General features: G+C 42.5%; 13 protein-coding genes, 2 pseudogenes and 1 CRISPR repeat array. Of the genes and pseudogenes, 5 read left to right on the forward strand and 10 right to left on the reverse strand.

Annotated features, from left to right (window positions below; genetic code table 11):
- A pseudogene (locus tag PWP39_RS07515) lies at positions 1 to 90 on the forward strand (IS6 family transposase); the annotation flags it as partial.
- 10 nt (positions 91 to 100) lie between these two features.
- On the opposite strand, the pseudogene PWP39_RS07520 reads toward PWP39_RS07515, so the two are convergent.
- The 8 genes and pseudogenes from PWP39_RS07520 to PWP39_RS07555 form a co-directional block, all read right to left on the reverse strand.
- Positions 101 to 1,474: pseudogene (locus PWP39_RS07520) on the reverse strand (mannose-1-phosphate guanylyltransferase/mannose-6-phosphate isomerase); the annotation flags it as partial.
- A 13-nt stretch (positions 1,475 to 1,487) separates the two neighbouring features.
- Positions 1,488 to 2,216 (reverse strand): mannosyl-3-phosphoglycerate phosphatase, encoded by a 729-nt coding sequence (mpgP, locus tag PWP39_RS07525; RefSeq protein WP_014835172.1) that lies wholly within the window; start codon positions 2,214 to 2,216, stop codon positions 1,488 to 1,490.
- Entirely contained in the window at positions 2,213 to 3,397 is a 1,185-nt protein-coding gene (gene mpgS, locus PWP39_RS07530) for a mannosyl-3-phosphoglycerate synthase (protein ID WP_011011710.1), read from the reverse strand. The genes mpgP and mpgS overlap by 4 nt, the downstream gene beginning before the upstream one ends.
- Before the next feature lie 41 nt (positions 3,398 to 3,438).
- A complete protein-coding gene (locus PWP39_RS07535; protein WP_014835173.1) occupies positions 3,439 to 6,042 on the reverse strand; it encodes a DEAD/DEAH box helicase in 2,604 nt (867 codons plus the stop codon).
- A complete protein-coding gene (locus PWP39_RS07540) occupies positions 6,039 to 6,971 on the reverse strand; it encodes an MBL fold metallo-hydrolase (RefSeq protein WP_011011712.1) in 933 nt (310 codons plus the stop codon). Before PWP39_RS07540 ends, PWP39_RS07535 begins: the two co-directional genes overlap by 4 nt.
- Positions 6,972 to 7,029: 58 nt before the next feature.
- Positions 7,030 to 7,977, reverse strand: a complete 948-nt coding sequence (gene argF, locus PWP39_RS07545) for an ornithine carbamoyltransferase (protein WP_288073395.1) — start codon at positions 7,975 to 7,977, stop codon at positions 7,030 to 7,032.
- A gap of 100 nt (positions 7,978 to 8,077) precedes the next feature.
- Positions 8,078 to 8,887: a diphthine synthase gene (dph5, locus tag PWP39_RS07550; RefSeq protein WP_288073396.1), complete on the reverse strand. Its 810-nt coding sequence runs from the start codon at positions 8,885 to 8,887 to the stop codon at positions 8,078 to 8,080.
- Positions 8,887 to 9,714, reverse strand: a complete 828-nt coding sequence (locus tag PWP39_RS07555; protein WP_288073397.1) for an MBL fold metallo-hydrolase — start codon at positions 9,712 to 9,714, stop codon at positions 8,887 to 8,889. The genes dph5 and PWP39_RS07555 overlap by 1 nt, the downstream gene beginning before the upstream one ends.
- A 48-nt stretch (positions 9,715 to 9,762) precedes the next feature.
- Here PWP39_RS07555 and PWP39_RS07560 point away from each other — a divergent pair, with 48 nt between their 5' ends.
- Positions 9,763 to 10,911, forward strand: a complete 1,149-nt coding sequence (locus PWP39_RS07560; RefSeq protein ID WP_288073398.1) for a M20 metallopeptidase family protein — start codon at positions 9,763 to 9,765, stop codon at positions 10,909 to 10,911.
- On the opposite strand, the gene pyrI is transcribed toward PWP39_RS07560, so the two are convergent.
- Positions 10,901 to 11,359 (reverse strand): aspartate carbamoyltransferase regulatory subunit, encoded by a 459-nt coding sequence (gene pyrI, locus PWP39_RS07565; protein WP_011011717.1) that lies wholly within the window; start codon positions 11,357 to 11,359, stop codon positions 10,901 to 10,903. The genes PWP39_RS07560 and pyrI overlap by 11 nt on opposite strands.
- Positions 11,360 to 12,286 carry an aspartate carbamoyltransferase gene (pyrB, locus tag PWP39_RS07570; RefSeq protein WP_011011718.1) on the reverse strand — a complete coding sequence of 309 codons (927 nt, stop codon included), beginning with the start codon at positions 12,284 to 12,286 and terminating at the stop codon, positions 11,360 to 11,362.
- A gap of 91 nt (positions 12,287 to 12,377) precedes the next feature.
- Here pyrB and PWP39_RS07575 point away from each other — a divergent pair, with 91 nt between their 5' ends.
- The 3 genes from PWP39_RS07575 to PWP39_RS07585 are packed head-to-tail and all read left to right on the forward strand — an operon-like array spanning position 12,378 to position 14,874.
- Positions 12,378 to 13,436, forward strand: a complete 1,059-nt coding sequence (locus tag PWP39_RS07575; protein ID WP_014835176.1) for a CGP-CTERM-anchored Cys-rich protein — start codon at positions 12,378 to 12,380, stop codon at positions 13,434 to 13,436.
- Positions 13,433 to 14,320 (forward strand): thiamine-phosphate synthase family protein, encoded by an 888-nt coding sequence (locus PWP39_RS07580; RefSeq protein WP_011011720.1) that lies wholly within the window; start codon positions 13,433 to 13,435, stop codon positions 14,318 to 14,320. Before PWP39_RS07575 ends, PWP39_RS07580 begins: the two co-directional genes overlap by 4 nt.
- 35 nt (positions 14,321 to 14,355) lie before the next feature.
- A complete protein-coding gene (locus PWP39_RS07585; protein ID WP_011011721.1) occupies positions 14,356 to 14,874 on the forward strand; it encodes a flavin reductase family protein in 519 nt (172 codons plus the stop codon).
- Between the two features lie 120 nt (positions 14,875 to 14,994).
- Positions 14,995 to 15,632: a CRISPR direct-repeat array (repeat unit 30 nt; unit sequence CTTTCAATTCTATTTTGGTCTTATTGTAAC).

Below are 15,632 nucleotides of genomic sequence, written 5' to 3' on the forward strand. Positions count from 1 at the left end.
TATAATTTTGTTAGGTTTCATTCTCGGTTTGGTTGTCCGCCTGGTGATGTGACTGAGTGGCTTCAAGAGGTGATGCCCCAGTTATCCTGACAGTATCCTGGTAGTCGTCCTCTATTCTAACTATGTCGTCCTCTCCAAGATACTCTCCTATCTGAGTCTCAATTACTTCTAAAACCACTTTTCCTGGGTTTTCTAGTCTATGGATAACACCCGCTGGGATGAATGTGCTTTCTCCTGGCCTTAGAATGAATTCCTTGTCACCAACCCTAACCTTTGCAGTTCCCCTGACAACTACCCAGTGCTCGCTCCTGTGGTAGTGGAGTTGTAGGCTTAGCCTTTTCCCAGGTAGAACGGTTATCCTCTTTATCTTGTACCTCTCTCCTTCTTCCAGAACTGTGTAGCTTCCCCATGGCCTATAAGCTGTCCTATGAACTATTGCCCTCTCATCGTTTTCTTCCTTGAGTTTCTTGTAAACCTCTTTGACCTTCTGAGTTTCTCCTTTCTTTGCAACTAAGAGTGCATCTCCCGTATCAACAATAATTAGATCCTCAACCCCAACGGTTGCTGTTAACCTTTCAGTTAGAATTAGGTTGTTCTTGGAGTCGACGTTTATGTACTTCGCCTTGAATCCCCTTACCTCCACAGCGTTACCATTCTCGTCCTTTTGAAGTGCCTCATATACGGCATCGAAGCTTCCCAGGTCGTTCCAGTATGTGTTTAGCGGAACAACCGCCGCTTTATCGGTCTTCTCCATGATTCCATAGTCAACGCTTATCTCTGGGGCTAATTCGTAGGCTTCCTCTATAGTCTTCCCTTCTTCAAAGGCCTTTACTACATCTGGAGCATGCTTTCTGGCCTCTTCCATAAAGAGGGTTGTCCTGAACATGAACATTCCACTGTTCCAGTAGTAACCGTTCTCTACGTATCTTTTAGCGGTTTCCAAGTCTGGCTTTTCCTTAAACTCATCAACTAGAAATCCTAAGTTGCTTATCTTCTCTCCTGGCTTTATGTAGCCATAACCTGTGTGTGGCTTCGTTGGCTTTATTCCAAAGGTAACCAGGTAATTTTCAGCGAGCTTCTCAGCCTTCTTGAAGGCCTCTATGTAGTTCTCGTTAACATCTATCGCATGGTCACTTGGTAGCACTGCAACTATTGAGTCTCCAAAGCTTTCGTCGATAACTTTGAGTCCCCAATAAATTGCGGGTAGTGTATTTTTCCCAACGGGTTCCAAAAGGATGTTCTCTTCTGGAATATTAACTCCAATTTCGTTTAAGTCGTCAAGAACCCTGAACCTGTATTCTTTGTTGGTAACAACGAAAATCTCCTTTGGTTTTGAGAAAATTAGTGCTCTCTCAACTGTTTTCTGGAAAAGAGATTTATTTGAGAAAACTTTTATGAATTGCTTTGGCATTAGCTCTCTGCTCAGTGGCCAAAGCCTCGTTCCCTTTCCTCCAGCAAGAATTAATGTCTTCATGTCATCACCTCCTTTAAATTTTCTTTAACACATCTTTAATGGATGTAACATTTTCAGCATTTTCATGTCTTAAATCTCCAATGAGAAATGCAAAATCGACGACATCAAACATTGGAAAGTCGTTTTCTCCGTCTCCAACCGCGTAACTCTCCACTTCATCAACCCTTTTATAGAGGTCAAGCAACAACTTCGCGGCCTTTCCTTTGTCCGAATTTCCATGAACAGCGTAAAATCTGCTTCCCATCGTTACCTTAAACCCCTTCCTTATTAAATCTTTTTCCCATCCTTCTCTCTTCCACAAGAATATGGTCTCGCTGTATTCCCTATCCTTGGCTAGGGGTATGAGATGTTTTGGAAGTTTTGTGAACTTCTCTATTTCTTCGTCCGTGGAGTTTCCATAGTATTTGAGTCCATATTCTGCCTCGAGCTCTTTGAGAGCTTTTCTTATTTCCTCTACTTTAACTCCAAGTTCTAGAACCATATACTCTCCTCTTTTAACTCCTGGGACTTCAAAGGGAAAATAGTTTGAAGGAATATAGATTGCACTTCCGTTCTCCACTATGAAAGGTCCTTTAACATTAAGTTTTTCTCTGTAGTATTCTTGCTCTGCACGGGTTTTAGAGGAATTAAAGACTATTTCAAATCCTTTCTTTTTTAGCTCCTCCACTATTGGGATTGCCGGCTCTGGATCGTATTCTGGTAAGAGAGTCTTGTCTAGATCCAGGAATATTACTCTGATCATAGGCCGAACCTCAGCAGTGTCTCGGAGTTGTTCTCGACAACTTTCATCCATTCCTCAATGTCTATCTCATTTATTGGCCTCATTATTCTAAGCTTGGGTGGTTCTTCTCCCTCCTTCAGTATTCCATGCTCTATTAGGTCATTTAGAATTCTTCTCTTTAGGTTCTTAGAGGCCATTTTTGAGTGATATATTGTAGCGAGGCTGAGGAGTATCATCTCCCTGACATGTTCCTGCCCCTTGTCCTCGTGGAAGTGTGGGTTAAGGGTTTCAATTTGGAAGATCTCTATTCCCTGGTCAAATACATCTTTGAACTCTTCAACGTTTTCCCACTTTCCAAATCTCTCCAGCAGGTAGACTATTTCATAAGGTTCGATGGAGTAGTTGGTTGAGAATGGCATTATTTCAGCTAACTTCATCGTCATCGCGTGCTCTCCTGCATTTCCCGTGACCATTATCGTGGTTTCAAAGGAAGTCTGTTCGCTTATCAACATGTTGAGGTAGTGGTTTGTTATCTCACTTACTCTTCCCCACTTCTTGAAGTACAAGGTCCCCTTTGTGACTTTGGGCTTGTGCCTCCAGTGGAGCCTTACCATTGTATAGTCACTTTCGCTCATTAGGAAGCCTGCTGCATAGTCCTTAACGTACTCATTCACTGCTCCTGGGATGTAGTTATCTGCATCGACGAAACCCACGTATTCAGCCCCAATTGCCTTGGCTAGAAGAATACCTATGAGCATTCCCTCTCCTTTTCCACTCCTAATGTTGCCTTTTTCGTCTAAAATATCGGTGTAGCCCACCTTTTGAAATGCCTTGGCCAATCCTGGATCTCTTTGATGAACCATTATTATCTTTGAGTTTGTCAAGTTGTAGAAGTGCCTCACTAGATCAACTTCCAGCCTATACCTATTGGGTCCTTCCCTTTTGCTGTTTGATACTATGATGATGGGACATTTATGAGGGATTGCCTTGAGAACACCATCAACGAGGTGAAGCTTTTCGTTTTTCATGGGAACTATAACTGCCATCTTGCCAAGGGTGTCATAGATCTTCTCTCTGGGAATATTTGTAATCGTGTAAACTGGAACGTCCTCAGTCTCTGTGTCGAGCTTTATGACCTTTTGAAGCTCATAAATCTTCACAGCTCCAAATATCTCCTTATATACAGGTGCCTCGAGAAGCATTTAACCACCAAAAAGAATATACAAGAGGGAGTATATAACTGTTAAGGAAGGACTTTTTCCCATATTCTTATTGCCATCCACTTGTCGAGGAATTCATTGAAAGTTCCGCACTTGGGAGAATATATGCAGGCAGGACAGCCGTCTTTGCATGGACACTTCTTTATATGCTCCAAACTCCTGTACATCAGCTTTTCTACGTTCTCATACACCTGCCTAATTATTCCGCTTCCGCCTTCATTCCCATCATAGATGAAGATCACTGGCTTTCCATGGAAGTCATCGTAGCTGTAGCCGCCTATTTCTCTCGAATCCACATGAGTCACAACTGGAGCAAGCTTTATTATATTGTGCTCAATTGCATGAAGCCCTGAGCCTATCCCATCCTTGCTGTCGATCATCTTTTTTACGGCAAATGCGAATTCTTCTCCCTTATCTTTGGCGTGGTGGAGGATGAAACTCCTTATGTAGTGTGTGGTTGCTCCCAGAAGCGTGGGGAATAGAGATTTTCTACTAATTCTGTTGTAGAGGAACATCGCTAGCTCTGGATCTATCTCAGAGGCCACTGCAAAGAATTCCCTAAACTCCTCTTCGGGAACTATCCTAATATCGTTTGGAAACTCAAGCCAGAAACCTTCAGTTTCAAACTCTCTAATGTAAGGGGTGTCAAAGAGTACCCTCGCAAACTTCCAGGATTCCCAAATGTATGGGACGATGTCAATCTCTCCCCTTAGTATCCCCTCATCTTTTAGCTCTTCTAATCTCTTAACGTGCCTTTCAACGTCTCTTCCCCTCACGGCGTATCCAGTGTATTCGTGCCTTACTCTAAGTCTTCCGAACTTCACTTTTATTGGGCCAACAGTTTTCTCGTCTTTAACCTCAAGTATCTCAATGTTTTCAATTTTACTTGAACTAGTATCTATTTCTTCTTCGATTGGAAGAGGCCTCGCAAAAACGAAGTGGAACTTCTCAATCTTTATCTTATCAACTGCCATGTAGGGCCTTCCCCTTGAAAGGTAGACCATTCCAGGGAGTAGACTTCTGTGGAATTCTATCTCATCAACTTCCTCAACTACCATTCCTCTAACTTTGAGGTAGTTTACAAAACGGAGAAGTTCGGCTCCCCTCTTCCTCTGCAAAGCTCCCCTTATCCAGGGTTCATCCACGACTAAGAAGTAGCTTTCATCGCTCGCCGTTCTAATTGAAGAATAGACAGGAGGTCTTCTGAGTCTTATTTCTTCCTCTCCAGTTATTGGATTTCTTGTAACTTCCACGTATCCCTCCTCTACGAGGGTCTTTATGAATCTCTTCCATCTCCCCTCAATTTCTTTAATTGAGACAACTCCAAGTTCAGCTATGGCATAGTGGAGGTGCTTTTTCGCTATCTTTTCATTGTCCAAGTTAACGGGGATTTTCTCCACTAGGCCCTTTTCTATTCCCTCAACGAGCTCATCGAAATGTTCTTTGTAATAGTAGTCCAATCCATTTCTTCTCAAAATTATCCCGTTTATTGCAATTCTATTTGGATCCCTTCCGGCCCTACCAAATCTTTGAATTAGTGAAAACAATCCATCTGAAGGAATCCCATAGTTTATTACTGCATCTAAATCTCCAATGTCAATTCCCAACTCGAGTGCATTTGTCGTTAGGAGAACTGTGAGGTTGCCCTCCCTAAAGTCTCTCTCTATTAGAAACCTTTCCCTCTTAGTTAGCGTCCCTTTGTATGTTGTGATCCTATCAAAAGCATCTGAGAACAGGAAAAGCCTCATGATTCTTTCTGTCCCCTTTCTGGAGTCAAAAAATACCAAGGTCTTTATGTTCTTTCTAGTTAGTCTCTCAACAATTTGCTTGATTAGTTGTTCTCCAGTAAACCTTCTTGGCTCAAACATGACTATAATTCTTCTCGGGCTTGGACTTCCAGCTTCCTTGACCTCCTCAAATTCAGTCTCAAAAAATTGTTCAGCAAATTCTTTGGGGTTTCTCAAAGTTGCTGAAAGGGCAAGTATTTGGGGGCTTGAACTTAATCTCTTAAGCCTGAGAAAGAGTCTCTTGAAAACATAAGCAACATTTGTTCCAAAGATCCCCCTATAAACGTGCAATTCGTCCACGACAAGAAGTCTAAGCCCCTTTAAAAGCCAGAAATAATCCCTCCACCTGGGAAGAATGTGATGATGAAGCATATCGGGTGTCGTGAAGATTACGTTTGGTTTGCTCCTAATGATTTCTCTTCTCTTTTCCCATTCCGTATCTCCAGTTAAGACTTCTGCTCGAACTCTTTTTCCACAAATCTCCTCAAAGATAGTGTTTTCTTTTTCGAATTTTTCCATTTGGTTGTTTATTAAGGCTCTTGTTGGGTAGATTAAGAGAAAAGTTGAGGACGGGCTTGACAGTATTTCGTCAAAGATAAACAACCTAAATATCTCGCTTTTCCCACTAGCTGTGGGCGTTGAAACAACTACGTTTTTCCCTGAATACAGCTTTTCTAGGGCTTTAACTTGGTGAGAATAAAGTCTAAATCCGAGCCTCTTAACTAACTCATTAACTTCTTCATTCCTGAATTTGAACTCCCCATACTCTCCCCTCTTTGGGGGAATCTCGTGAAGTCCAACGATTTCACTCTCTAATCCCTTGAACAGCTCCTCAATCATTTTTGCTCTCCCAGCTCTTTTAGGAATTTGACTATCCCTTTTGGTAATTCAACATCTTTTCCCTTTTCAAACTCGTGGAGCTCTTTTCTATAAGCTTCTAGGGGTGCATTTTCTCTGCCCAGGAACTCGGCAAATGTTAGAGGTCTCTTATCTAGGGAGTTGAAGAACTCCTCATAACCTTTGTCCCTCACTATGTGATGGTCAATTATCAGCTCTGCGTTGGTCTCATTTATTATCCTGTTTATTAGTTCTCGCCCAATGTCTCTCACGTTTCCTACTCTATGTGTTAGATACGTGGGTGGACCTCCGGCAATTAGGAGATCTGGATTTTTCTCTATTATCCACTTCACGGCCTTTTCGTTGATAAGTTGAGTATCACTCGCATGTATCACACTTTTCTTTCCATCATCAATGAGAACCATCACTACAAACCCAAGCTTCGATCCTTCCCTTCCGTGAGGGACTGGTGGGGAGAACTCAATCTTAAAGTCGCCGAAGTCGAAGGTTTTCGAATCCCCATACTCGATCTTTTTTGCAATCCCTTCAACGTTCTTTAGGAATTCGTGAGCTCTCCTTTTTTGGCTTGCATTTATATTCTGGGTTGGATGCTTTATCAGAAGTATTTTTCCTGAATACAACTCCTTTGCTATCTCTGGGGAGGAACTTTCGTAAATTCCCTCAAAGAAGGGAGTATGGTGATCATAGTGGTAGTGGGAGATGGTAATTACATCAGCTTTTTTTGCGAACTCCTGTATTTTACTTCTGGCAAGTTGGAGGGCTGCCATTTCAGAGTTTGCTGGGCTTAATGAGTATCTTTTTGGCCCTAGTGCTGCCCCTGGGTCTATTAGAATCCCCCTCTTTCCTACCTTAACGAATACTGCTAAGCTTCTGACTCCCAAACTCTCGGAAGCTATGGGAATTATCTTCATGCTTAACCCCTAAAGAATAGAGGGTGGCAAGATTTATAATAATAAGGGGAGAAAGAAGTCAGAATTTAATTCCACCCATGACAAGGGCGAGTACTGCCTTTTGGGCATGTAGTCTATTCTCTGCCTGATCCCAGACAACGCTGTTTGGACTATCAATTACGTCATCAGTTACCTCCTCTCCCCTGTGTGCTGGGAGACAGTGCATGAACATATAGTCGGGCTTTGCGTGCTTAACTAAGTCTTTGTTAACTTGGAATGGCCTAAAGATTTTTCTTCTTTCTTCTGCCTCAGCCTCTTGACCCATTGAGGCCCATACATCGGTGTAGATTACATCTGCATTTTTAACAGCTTTAACTGGATCATGGAGAAGTTCGAAACTTCCTCCGCTCTCAGCGGCGTTCTGCTCGGCCCACTTGATCACCTTTTCATCAGGCTCATAGCCTTCAGGTGTTGCAACTACGACATCTGCTCCAAGCTTTGTTCCTGCAATCATCAATGAGTGGGCAACGTTGTTTCCGTCTCCAACGTAAACTACCTTAACCCCCCTGATAGTCCCCTTCTTCTCCCAAATTGTCATGTAATCAGCTAAAGCCTGGCATGGGTGTGAGAAGTCGCTCAAACCGTTTATTACTGGAACAGTTGCGTATTTTGCTAAATCTTCTACATCCTTGTGATCGTAAACTCTTGCCATTATTGCATCAACGTACCTGCTGAGGACTCTTGCAGTGTCGGCTATTGTCTCTCCTCTCCTAAGCTGGAGGTCCTGGGCGTTTAAGTAGAGGGCATGGCCCCCCAAGTGAGCCATTGCCACTTCAAAACTAACTCTTGTCCTGGTTGAGGGTTTCTGGAATATCATTGCCAATGTCTTCCCTTCGAGAAGTCTGTGTGGCTTTCCTATCTTTTGCCAAATCTTAAACATCTTTGCCGTTTCAAGAATTGTCCAGATTTCTTCGGCTGTATAGTCTTGAAGACAGAGAAGATCTCTTCCCGCTAAGCTAACTACCATTGTTCATCACCAAATTTAACTCACATAGAGTTTTAATAATCCTTTCGTCGAAAAATAATGGAGTTGTGTGAAAAGCTTTCTAAATTTTCCTTGCTCCACTTTACATTTTTCTAGGAGAAAATTGCTCAAGTATCTCTTTTGGGGCGCCTGCAATTTCAACTAAATACTCCGCCTCTACAACGTGAAGTTTCCCTGGAACTATTAGAACATGGGGTTGCTTTCCAAAGTCTTCCTTTATCATATCCTTTACATATCCTGCTCTAATAGTCGGGTTGAGCGAGCCGGCCCTTCCAAGGACAACCACCAAAGTGTTGGGAGTGAAAACATTCTCTCTCTTCATTTCTTCCACTTTAAGCAGGAGCTCCATGGCCTCATTTGCGGTCATATATTTCCTTTTTTCGGCCTTTATGTCAAGGAAGAGAAGAGTGTGAAGCCCTTTCTCCAGGTTTTCTTTAACTACATCGTAGTAGCTAGTGGGAAACCAATTTCCTTCTGGGTAGGCCACTGTGGCGCTTTTTCCAAATTTGTATATATGTAATCCAGTTATTGCCACAGCTGAGTAAATGCTTGGGGCGTGAATAACGTAGCTCTCCACACCCATTCTCTTTGCTCTTATTCTCAGCTCTGCGTGAGTAGTTGCCACCATGGGATCTCCAGCGGTTAGGAATGCTACATCCTTTTCCTTGGCCTCTGGAAGAACTATTTTCTCGAAGTTCATCTCCACATCTTCTCTATTGAGGACTATTATCTTCTTCCCAATTAACTCTTCAATTTTCTCAAGCGTGGTTCCAGCCATCAGGGAGGTGTAGAATTCTGCATACACCTTATCACACTTCCTTGCGATTTCCAATCCTTTGAGCGTTATGTCTTTCTCATCATATAACCCCAACCCAATAAAGTACAAAGGCATTAAATCCACCTCCCGATTTCTTCTCCCCTCTTTATCGACATGCTCTCATATCCAAGCCCATTTAATATCTTCGCAAATGACTGAGCGTGGCCAAAGACCGTAAACACCTTCTCTGGCTTGACCTTTTCAACGATCTTAACTAACTCCCAGAAGTCAGCGTGATTGCTTAGCTTTATCTTCCCAAAGCCCGAAACAAGAATGCCCTTGGAGGAAGATACAATAACTTCCCCTTCACTACTAGCTCTAAGCTTAATTCCAAATTTTGAGTAAACCATTGAAACTTTCAAAATTTCCCTATCAACTTTAGGGGTATACCCATGAGCATTAAGGATGGCAATTATTTCTTGGGCCTTTCCATATGGGTTTGCCCGTATAACAGGCTTTTCTCCCCTGTCAAGCTGCTCCTCTACGTAAAATATAATCTCTTTTTCTACTTTCCTTGGTTCTGGGAAAGAATACATGGGAACACCAAAAGTTGCTTCTATTATTAAAAAGTCAGCTTTGGGAATCTTTGCTCTTTCGGCAGTTCTTAACTTCTCAAGCTTTACATCCCCAGTATAGTAAAGAGTCCCCTCATCTAACCAAATTTTAATTCCAGCAGAGCCAAGCATGTGTCCAGAAGGATAAAGTTTTGCCTTGTAATCTTCTATGTAAAATTTCTTTCCATACTTGACTTGAGAGTAGAGTGTGGAGTTTCTCAGATGGCTTAAGAATATTGTGGGCTTTGTGGCATGTACAATCTTCCCACTTGCAAAGTGATCCGTGTGAGCGTGACTTTGAAAGGCAACCTTACCTCTCCAATCAAATCCTATTACGTTAACCCTCATCGAAATTTTAATATCATAGCCAAGTAATATATCCTTCGGTGGGCCCAAATGTTCAATCCCTTAGAGGAGGCCATGAAGATTAAGGATGAAATTATCTCTTGGAGAAGAGAGTTTCACATGTACCCAGAACTCGGTTACGAAGAGGAGAGAACATCCAAGATTGTTGAAGAGCACCTGAAAGAATGGGGATTTAAGATAAAAAGAGTGGGGACGGGAATAATCGCTGACATTGGTAGTGGAGAGAGGACTGTAGCTTTAAGGGCAGACATGGATGCACTTCCAATTCAAGAGGAAAATGAAGTCCCCTACAAATCTAGAATTCCTGGGAAAATGCATGCTTGCGGCCACGATGCCCACACTGCAATGCTTTTGGGAGCAGCAAAGATAATTGCGGAGCATGAAGAAGAGCTAAACAACAGAGTTAGATTAATCTTTCAGCCTGCTGAAGAAGGGGGCAATGGGGCCTTAAAAATGATAGAGGGAGGAGCATTGGAAAATGTGGACGCTATTTTTGGCCTTCATGTGTGGGCTGAGCTTGAGTCTGGTGTAATTGGGCTTAGAAAGGGGCCGTTCCTTGCTGGTGTTGGAAAGTTCAACGTGAAAATAATTGGGAAAGGAGGACATGGAGCAGCTCCCCAATATGCAATAGACCCAGTTCCAGCGGTGGCAGAGGCAATTTTAGCTCTTCAAAGGATAGTTGCCAGAGAAATTGATCCATTGGAAAGTGCAGTTGTTACCGTTGGGAAAGTTCAAGGTGGGACTGCTTTCAATGTAATTCCAGAGAGCGTTGAATTTGAGGGGACGTTTAGATTCTTCACGGAAGAACTTGGAGGGTTCATAAGGCAGAGAATAGCTGAAATTGTGAGCGAAGTTGCAAAGGCTCATAGGTGTAGGGTAGAAGTCAAGACTGAAATTCTAGGGCCTCCCACAATAAACGATGATAGGATGGTTGAGTTAGTAAGAGAAGTTGCCCAGGGGCTAGGGCTAAAAGTAGGAGAAGTTAGGAAGACTTTGGGTGGAGAAGACTTTGCCTTCTACCTCCAAAGAGTGCCTGGGGCATTTATAGCCCTGGGAATTAGAAATGAAAAGAAGGGAATAATCTATCCACACCACAACCCAAGGTTTGATGTTGATGAGGACGTTCTCCCCCTGGGAACTGCGCTGGAAGTTGCTATAGCCTTCAACTTTAGAGGTTAGCCAGTATCTCCTCTTCTTCCATTGTTCTTTCACAGTAGTGGCACCTAACTTTCAAGGGCTCCTTGCTGATCACGTAGAATTTTGGAGTTACATACTCATAGTGGGTTATACAGTTGGGATTGCCACACTTTAATATTCCCTCAATAACATCTGGAATCTCAACCTTAAACTTCTCAACAACCTTGTACTCTCTGATTATGTTAACGGTTGCAGTTGGAGCAACTAGCGCTATTTTGTTGACCTCTTCCTCACTCAGGAACTTGCCTTCAACCTTAACTATATCCTTTCTTCCCAGCTTTTTGCTTGGTACGTTCATAGCTAATAAAACCGCTCCTCCATTCTTCAACTCTCCAAGCCCGAGGATTTGGATAACCTTAAGGCCTTTGCCCGCTGGTATGTGGTCTATTACCGTTCCCTCCTTGATTGCGGAAACCTTAAGCTCTGCCATTCAAATCACCCCCAAGACTAGGCCCAAGAGGGCCATTCTTACGGGAATTCCGTTAAACACTTGCTTAAAGTAGATCGCGTGCTTGGTTTTATCAACTTCTGGATGAATTTCGTCAACCCTTGGAAGTGGATGCATAACCTTTAGCGTTTCCTTGGCCTTTGAAAGCACTTGGAGGTTTACCTGATAACTTCCCCTGACTTTGAGGTATTCTTGCTCGTCTGGGAACCTCTCTTTCTGAATTCTAGTCACGTAGAGCACATCTAACTCTCCAATGACGCTCATCAAATCAGAGGTCTCGTAGACCGTTACTCCCTTTTCCCTGAGCTCCTCGACTATGTGTCGAGGCATCCTTAGGAGTTCAGGTGAGATTAGGTACAGCTCTACATCGTAATATGCCAATGCCTCTGCAAGGCTGTGCACAGTTCTTCCATACTTTAAATCTCCCAAAAGGCCGATCTTTAACCCATCGATCTTTCCAAACTCCTTCCTTATAGTGTAGAGATCCAGCAGTGTTTGAGTTGGGTGTTGATTACTCCCGTCACCCGCATTAATCACCGGTATCTCGGCAACCTCAGCAGCTAACCTTGCCGCTCCTTCTTTTGGATGTCTAATCACTATGACATCACTGTACTGCTCAACAGTTTTTATTGTATCTGCCAAGCTTTCGCCCTTCTTCACGCTACTAGTGGAGGCTTCAGCAAACCCAATCACCGCTCCTCCCAGTCTGTGCATTGCACTCTCAAAGCTCAACCTTGTTCTTGTCGAAGGCTCGAAGAAGAGAGTTGCAAGTATCTTTCCTCTTGCATACTCCAGCTGTCCCTTCTCCTTTAACTCTTTTTCAAGGCGTTCCGCTGTAGAAAGGACGATTTCTATGTCTTCTTTAGAAAAGTCTCTAATGCTGATAACATCTCTACCTTTCCAATCCATTGAAGCCCTTCTACACTCATCCTCAATTGGTATTTAAATTTATCTCTAACCATATATAGGTGAAAGTGCAATCATAGATTTGGTGGAAGGAATGAGGAGGGTAATCGCATCTCTTGGAATACTTTTGCTACTCTCTCCATTGGCACTTGCCTGCTTTTTCCCAGAAGATAATTATGCGGTTGAAGTTGAGGTTGAAAAGTACAACCTAAACCCTCTACTTTCAGCTAAAAACGTGATTGTAGATGATGGAAGGATAGTTTACAGATCGCATTATCACCCTAAGCTCGTGGTGATAGTGTGGGAGGAGAAAAATAAGTTACATGTGAGAGTTCAAATACCAACCAAATTTGATGTGAGATATTCGGGGAAGTTCGAGGGCGAATTACCAATTCTAGAGTTGGAAGGGAAAGCTAAAGCATTGGGATGGAAAGTTGAGGAAAATAAGTTCGAGAAGAACGGAAGTGTTGTTATCTTAACGCCTAAGACGGTTGAGTGCAAAAGCGATTTAGATTGTAAAGCTGGAGGATGCTCAGGAGAGCTTTGTGGCCCTAGAAATGAGAGCTTATATTCTCCCTGTGTATATAGGGAGTGGTATGAGTGCATAAAGTATACTCAGTGTGGGTGTTACTTGGGCGTTTGCACATGGAAGCCCAACGAGGAGTTCTTGAGGTGTTTGGCTAAGTACAACGTGACCTTCAAGAAGAAGTTTATAATAGAGTTTGAAGGTGACTTAGGAGAAATTGAGAGGTTCTTGGGAGTTAAAATAGAAAACGCCACAAAAAGTGAGAGGATGAGCGTTATTCCCGAGATTGATCCATCAAAGTTAGATGCTGGCACTGCAATAGTGGAAGAGTTAAAGTGGCTTAGAAAGGCTGGCGTTGTTTACCTAGACGATAGGGATTTGAAAGAAATAAAAGAGGTTGCAAAGTGGGGTTACGCGGGATACAATTCAAGGATAGGGTTCTATGATGAGAAGTGGATTCCCTACTCAAACTATTCCCAGGCAGAGCTGATTAAATGTGGTGGGGTGGGGATTGCATTTAACTATACTCTCCCCTCTTCTCCGCCCGAAATTCAAGAGAAGACTTGTGGGGTGGGAGTTATTCTTATATTAGCTTTGAGCGTATTAGCTTTGAGGCGGGTAAAATGAGAACGCCAAGCGTGTTTTGGGCAGAAGTTGTAATTCCAGCCATAAGGGCGAGGGTTGCAAAGGTTCTCTACTCACAAGGATATTCCCAGGGTGAGATAGCTGATATCATGGGAGTTACCCAGGCTATGGTGAGTAAGTACATAACCAGATATTCTCCCCCTGAGATTCTGAAACCTCTAGAAAAAGAAATCGAGAACATAGCCTTGGCTCTCGTAGAACTCATAAAGCGGGGAGAAAAGAAAGAGAATCTTGTGAAGATTTTAGAGCGAAAATACTTTGAGCTTTTGCGAAATGAAGAGTTTTGCAAAGCCTATGAAAGCTATTCTGGCCTTCCTGGGAACATTTGTGGGGAAATTTTGTCATTTATATCTGAAAGGCAGAGCGTAATTGAAGAACTCTCCAAGGCCCTTTCGGTCCTTTTGAGTGATGAAAAATTTCCCGAATTAATTCCTGAGATAAGGTCTAACTTTGCATACTCACTTCCAAACCCAAAAGGGATAGAGGACGTTGCGGCCGTTCCAGGAAGGATTACCCTTGTGCACGGAAAGCCCTTTGCCATGCCTCCTCAATTTGGAGCCAGCAGGCATACGGCAAAAATATTGGTTAGGATTTCAAATCCCCAGGTTAGGGCAGTGTTGAACATAAGGTATGGCGAGGATGTCGAGGAGGCATTGAAACTTTCTGGACTGAAGATTGCCCGATTGAAAGAAGGAAGCAGATCAGAAGAGGAAACTGAGGTAAAGATTGCTGAACTGTTCAAGGAAGAAATCTGGGATGCCGTGATTGACCCAGGAGGATTTGGGGTTGAACCATGTGTCTACATATTTGGCAGGGATCCCTGGGATGTAATAAGGAAGCTTAGACTTATAGAGAAACATTTATGAAATCGTATTCATTTTTATTACCCGGGGGTGATAAAATGCAGGCGTATAGACTTTTATATCCAATGAGAACCTATCTGGTTGTTTCTGGGAAGGGAGAAGAAGCTAACGTTATGGCGGCTGATTGGGTGACGATTGTATCGTTTAATCCATTCTTAGTTGGAGTTGCTGTTGCTCCTCAAAGAACAACTCATGGACTAATAAAGAAGTATAAGGAGTTTGTAATCAGCGTTCCAAGCCTTGACATGCTTAGAGATGTCTGGATTGCTGGGACAAAGAAGGGACCTGCAAAGCTAAAGGAGATGAACATAACCCTGATTCCCTCAAAGAACGTGAGCGTTCCAAGCATAAAGGAGGCATTGGCCAACATAGAATGTAAGGTTATAGATGAAAGAGATTACGGGGATCACATCTGGTTTGTGGGAGAAGTGGTTGGATACTCCTACAATGAAGAGGCATTCAAGAACGGAAAGCCAAATCCAAAGGCTAAGTTCTTGGCACATCTATCCTGGACAGAATTCGTTACATTCTCTGAGGAGATATATAGGGCCGAATAATTAGTGTTGCTTTATTATTTATTTTCTATAAACTTTTTTTAAAGCTTTTGAGGGGTTTTTAGAGCTAAATACCTGCTTAAGTGCTTAAGTAATTTTAGTGTAGGGCTTATTGAAAGCTTTCTTTCAATTCTATTTTGGTCTTATTGTAACTCTTCTCACTTTCTTTACTCACTCTCGCTAGTTCAATCTTTCAATTCTATTTTGGTCTTATTGTAACTTGCATTCTAAACGAGGAGTCATTCTGCCCTAGTATACTTTCAATTCTATTTTGGTCTTATTGTAACTGGGGAATATGAACAAGACTCTCTTTAACTTCAACACCCTTTCAATTCTATTTTGGTCTTATTGTAACATTGGCTACACATTGTGGAGGGATTGCAGATTCCAAACTTTCAATTCTATTTTGGTCTTATTGTAACAGGTGGTTAGACGGGTGGTTTGCTGGAGACTTAGGACTCTTTCAATTCTATTTTGGTCTTATTGTAACGCAGTCCAGTACAAAGGCACAATTCTCGGTGGAATACTCTTTCAATTCTATTTTGGTCTTATTGTAACTCAACGTCCTTGGAACTAAACCACGCTTGTAGAATTCACTTTCAATTCTATTTTGGTCTTATTGTAACCTCTTAAGGTATATACGTTATGTGAATGACACCCTCGCTTTCAATTCTATTTTGGTCTTATTGTAACAGGGCAATATTAAAATCACTCCCACCGAGGAGACACAACTTTCAATTCTATTTTGGTCTTATTGTAAC

It is taken from the genome of Pyrococcus sp., from assembly GCF_030153625.1.
GTDB lineage: Archaea > Methanobacteriota_B > Thermococci > Thermococcales > Thermococcaceae > Pyrococcus > Pyrococcus furiosus.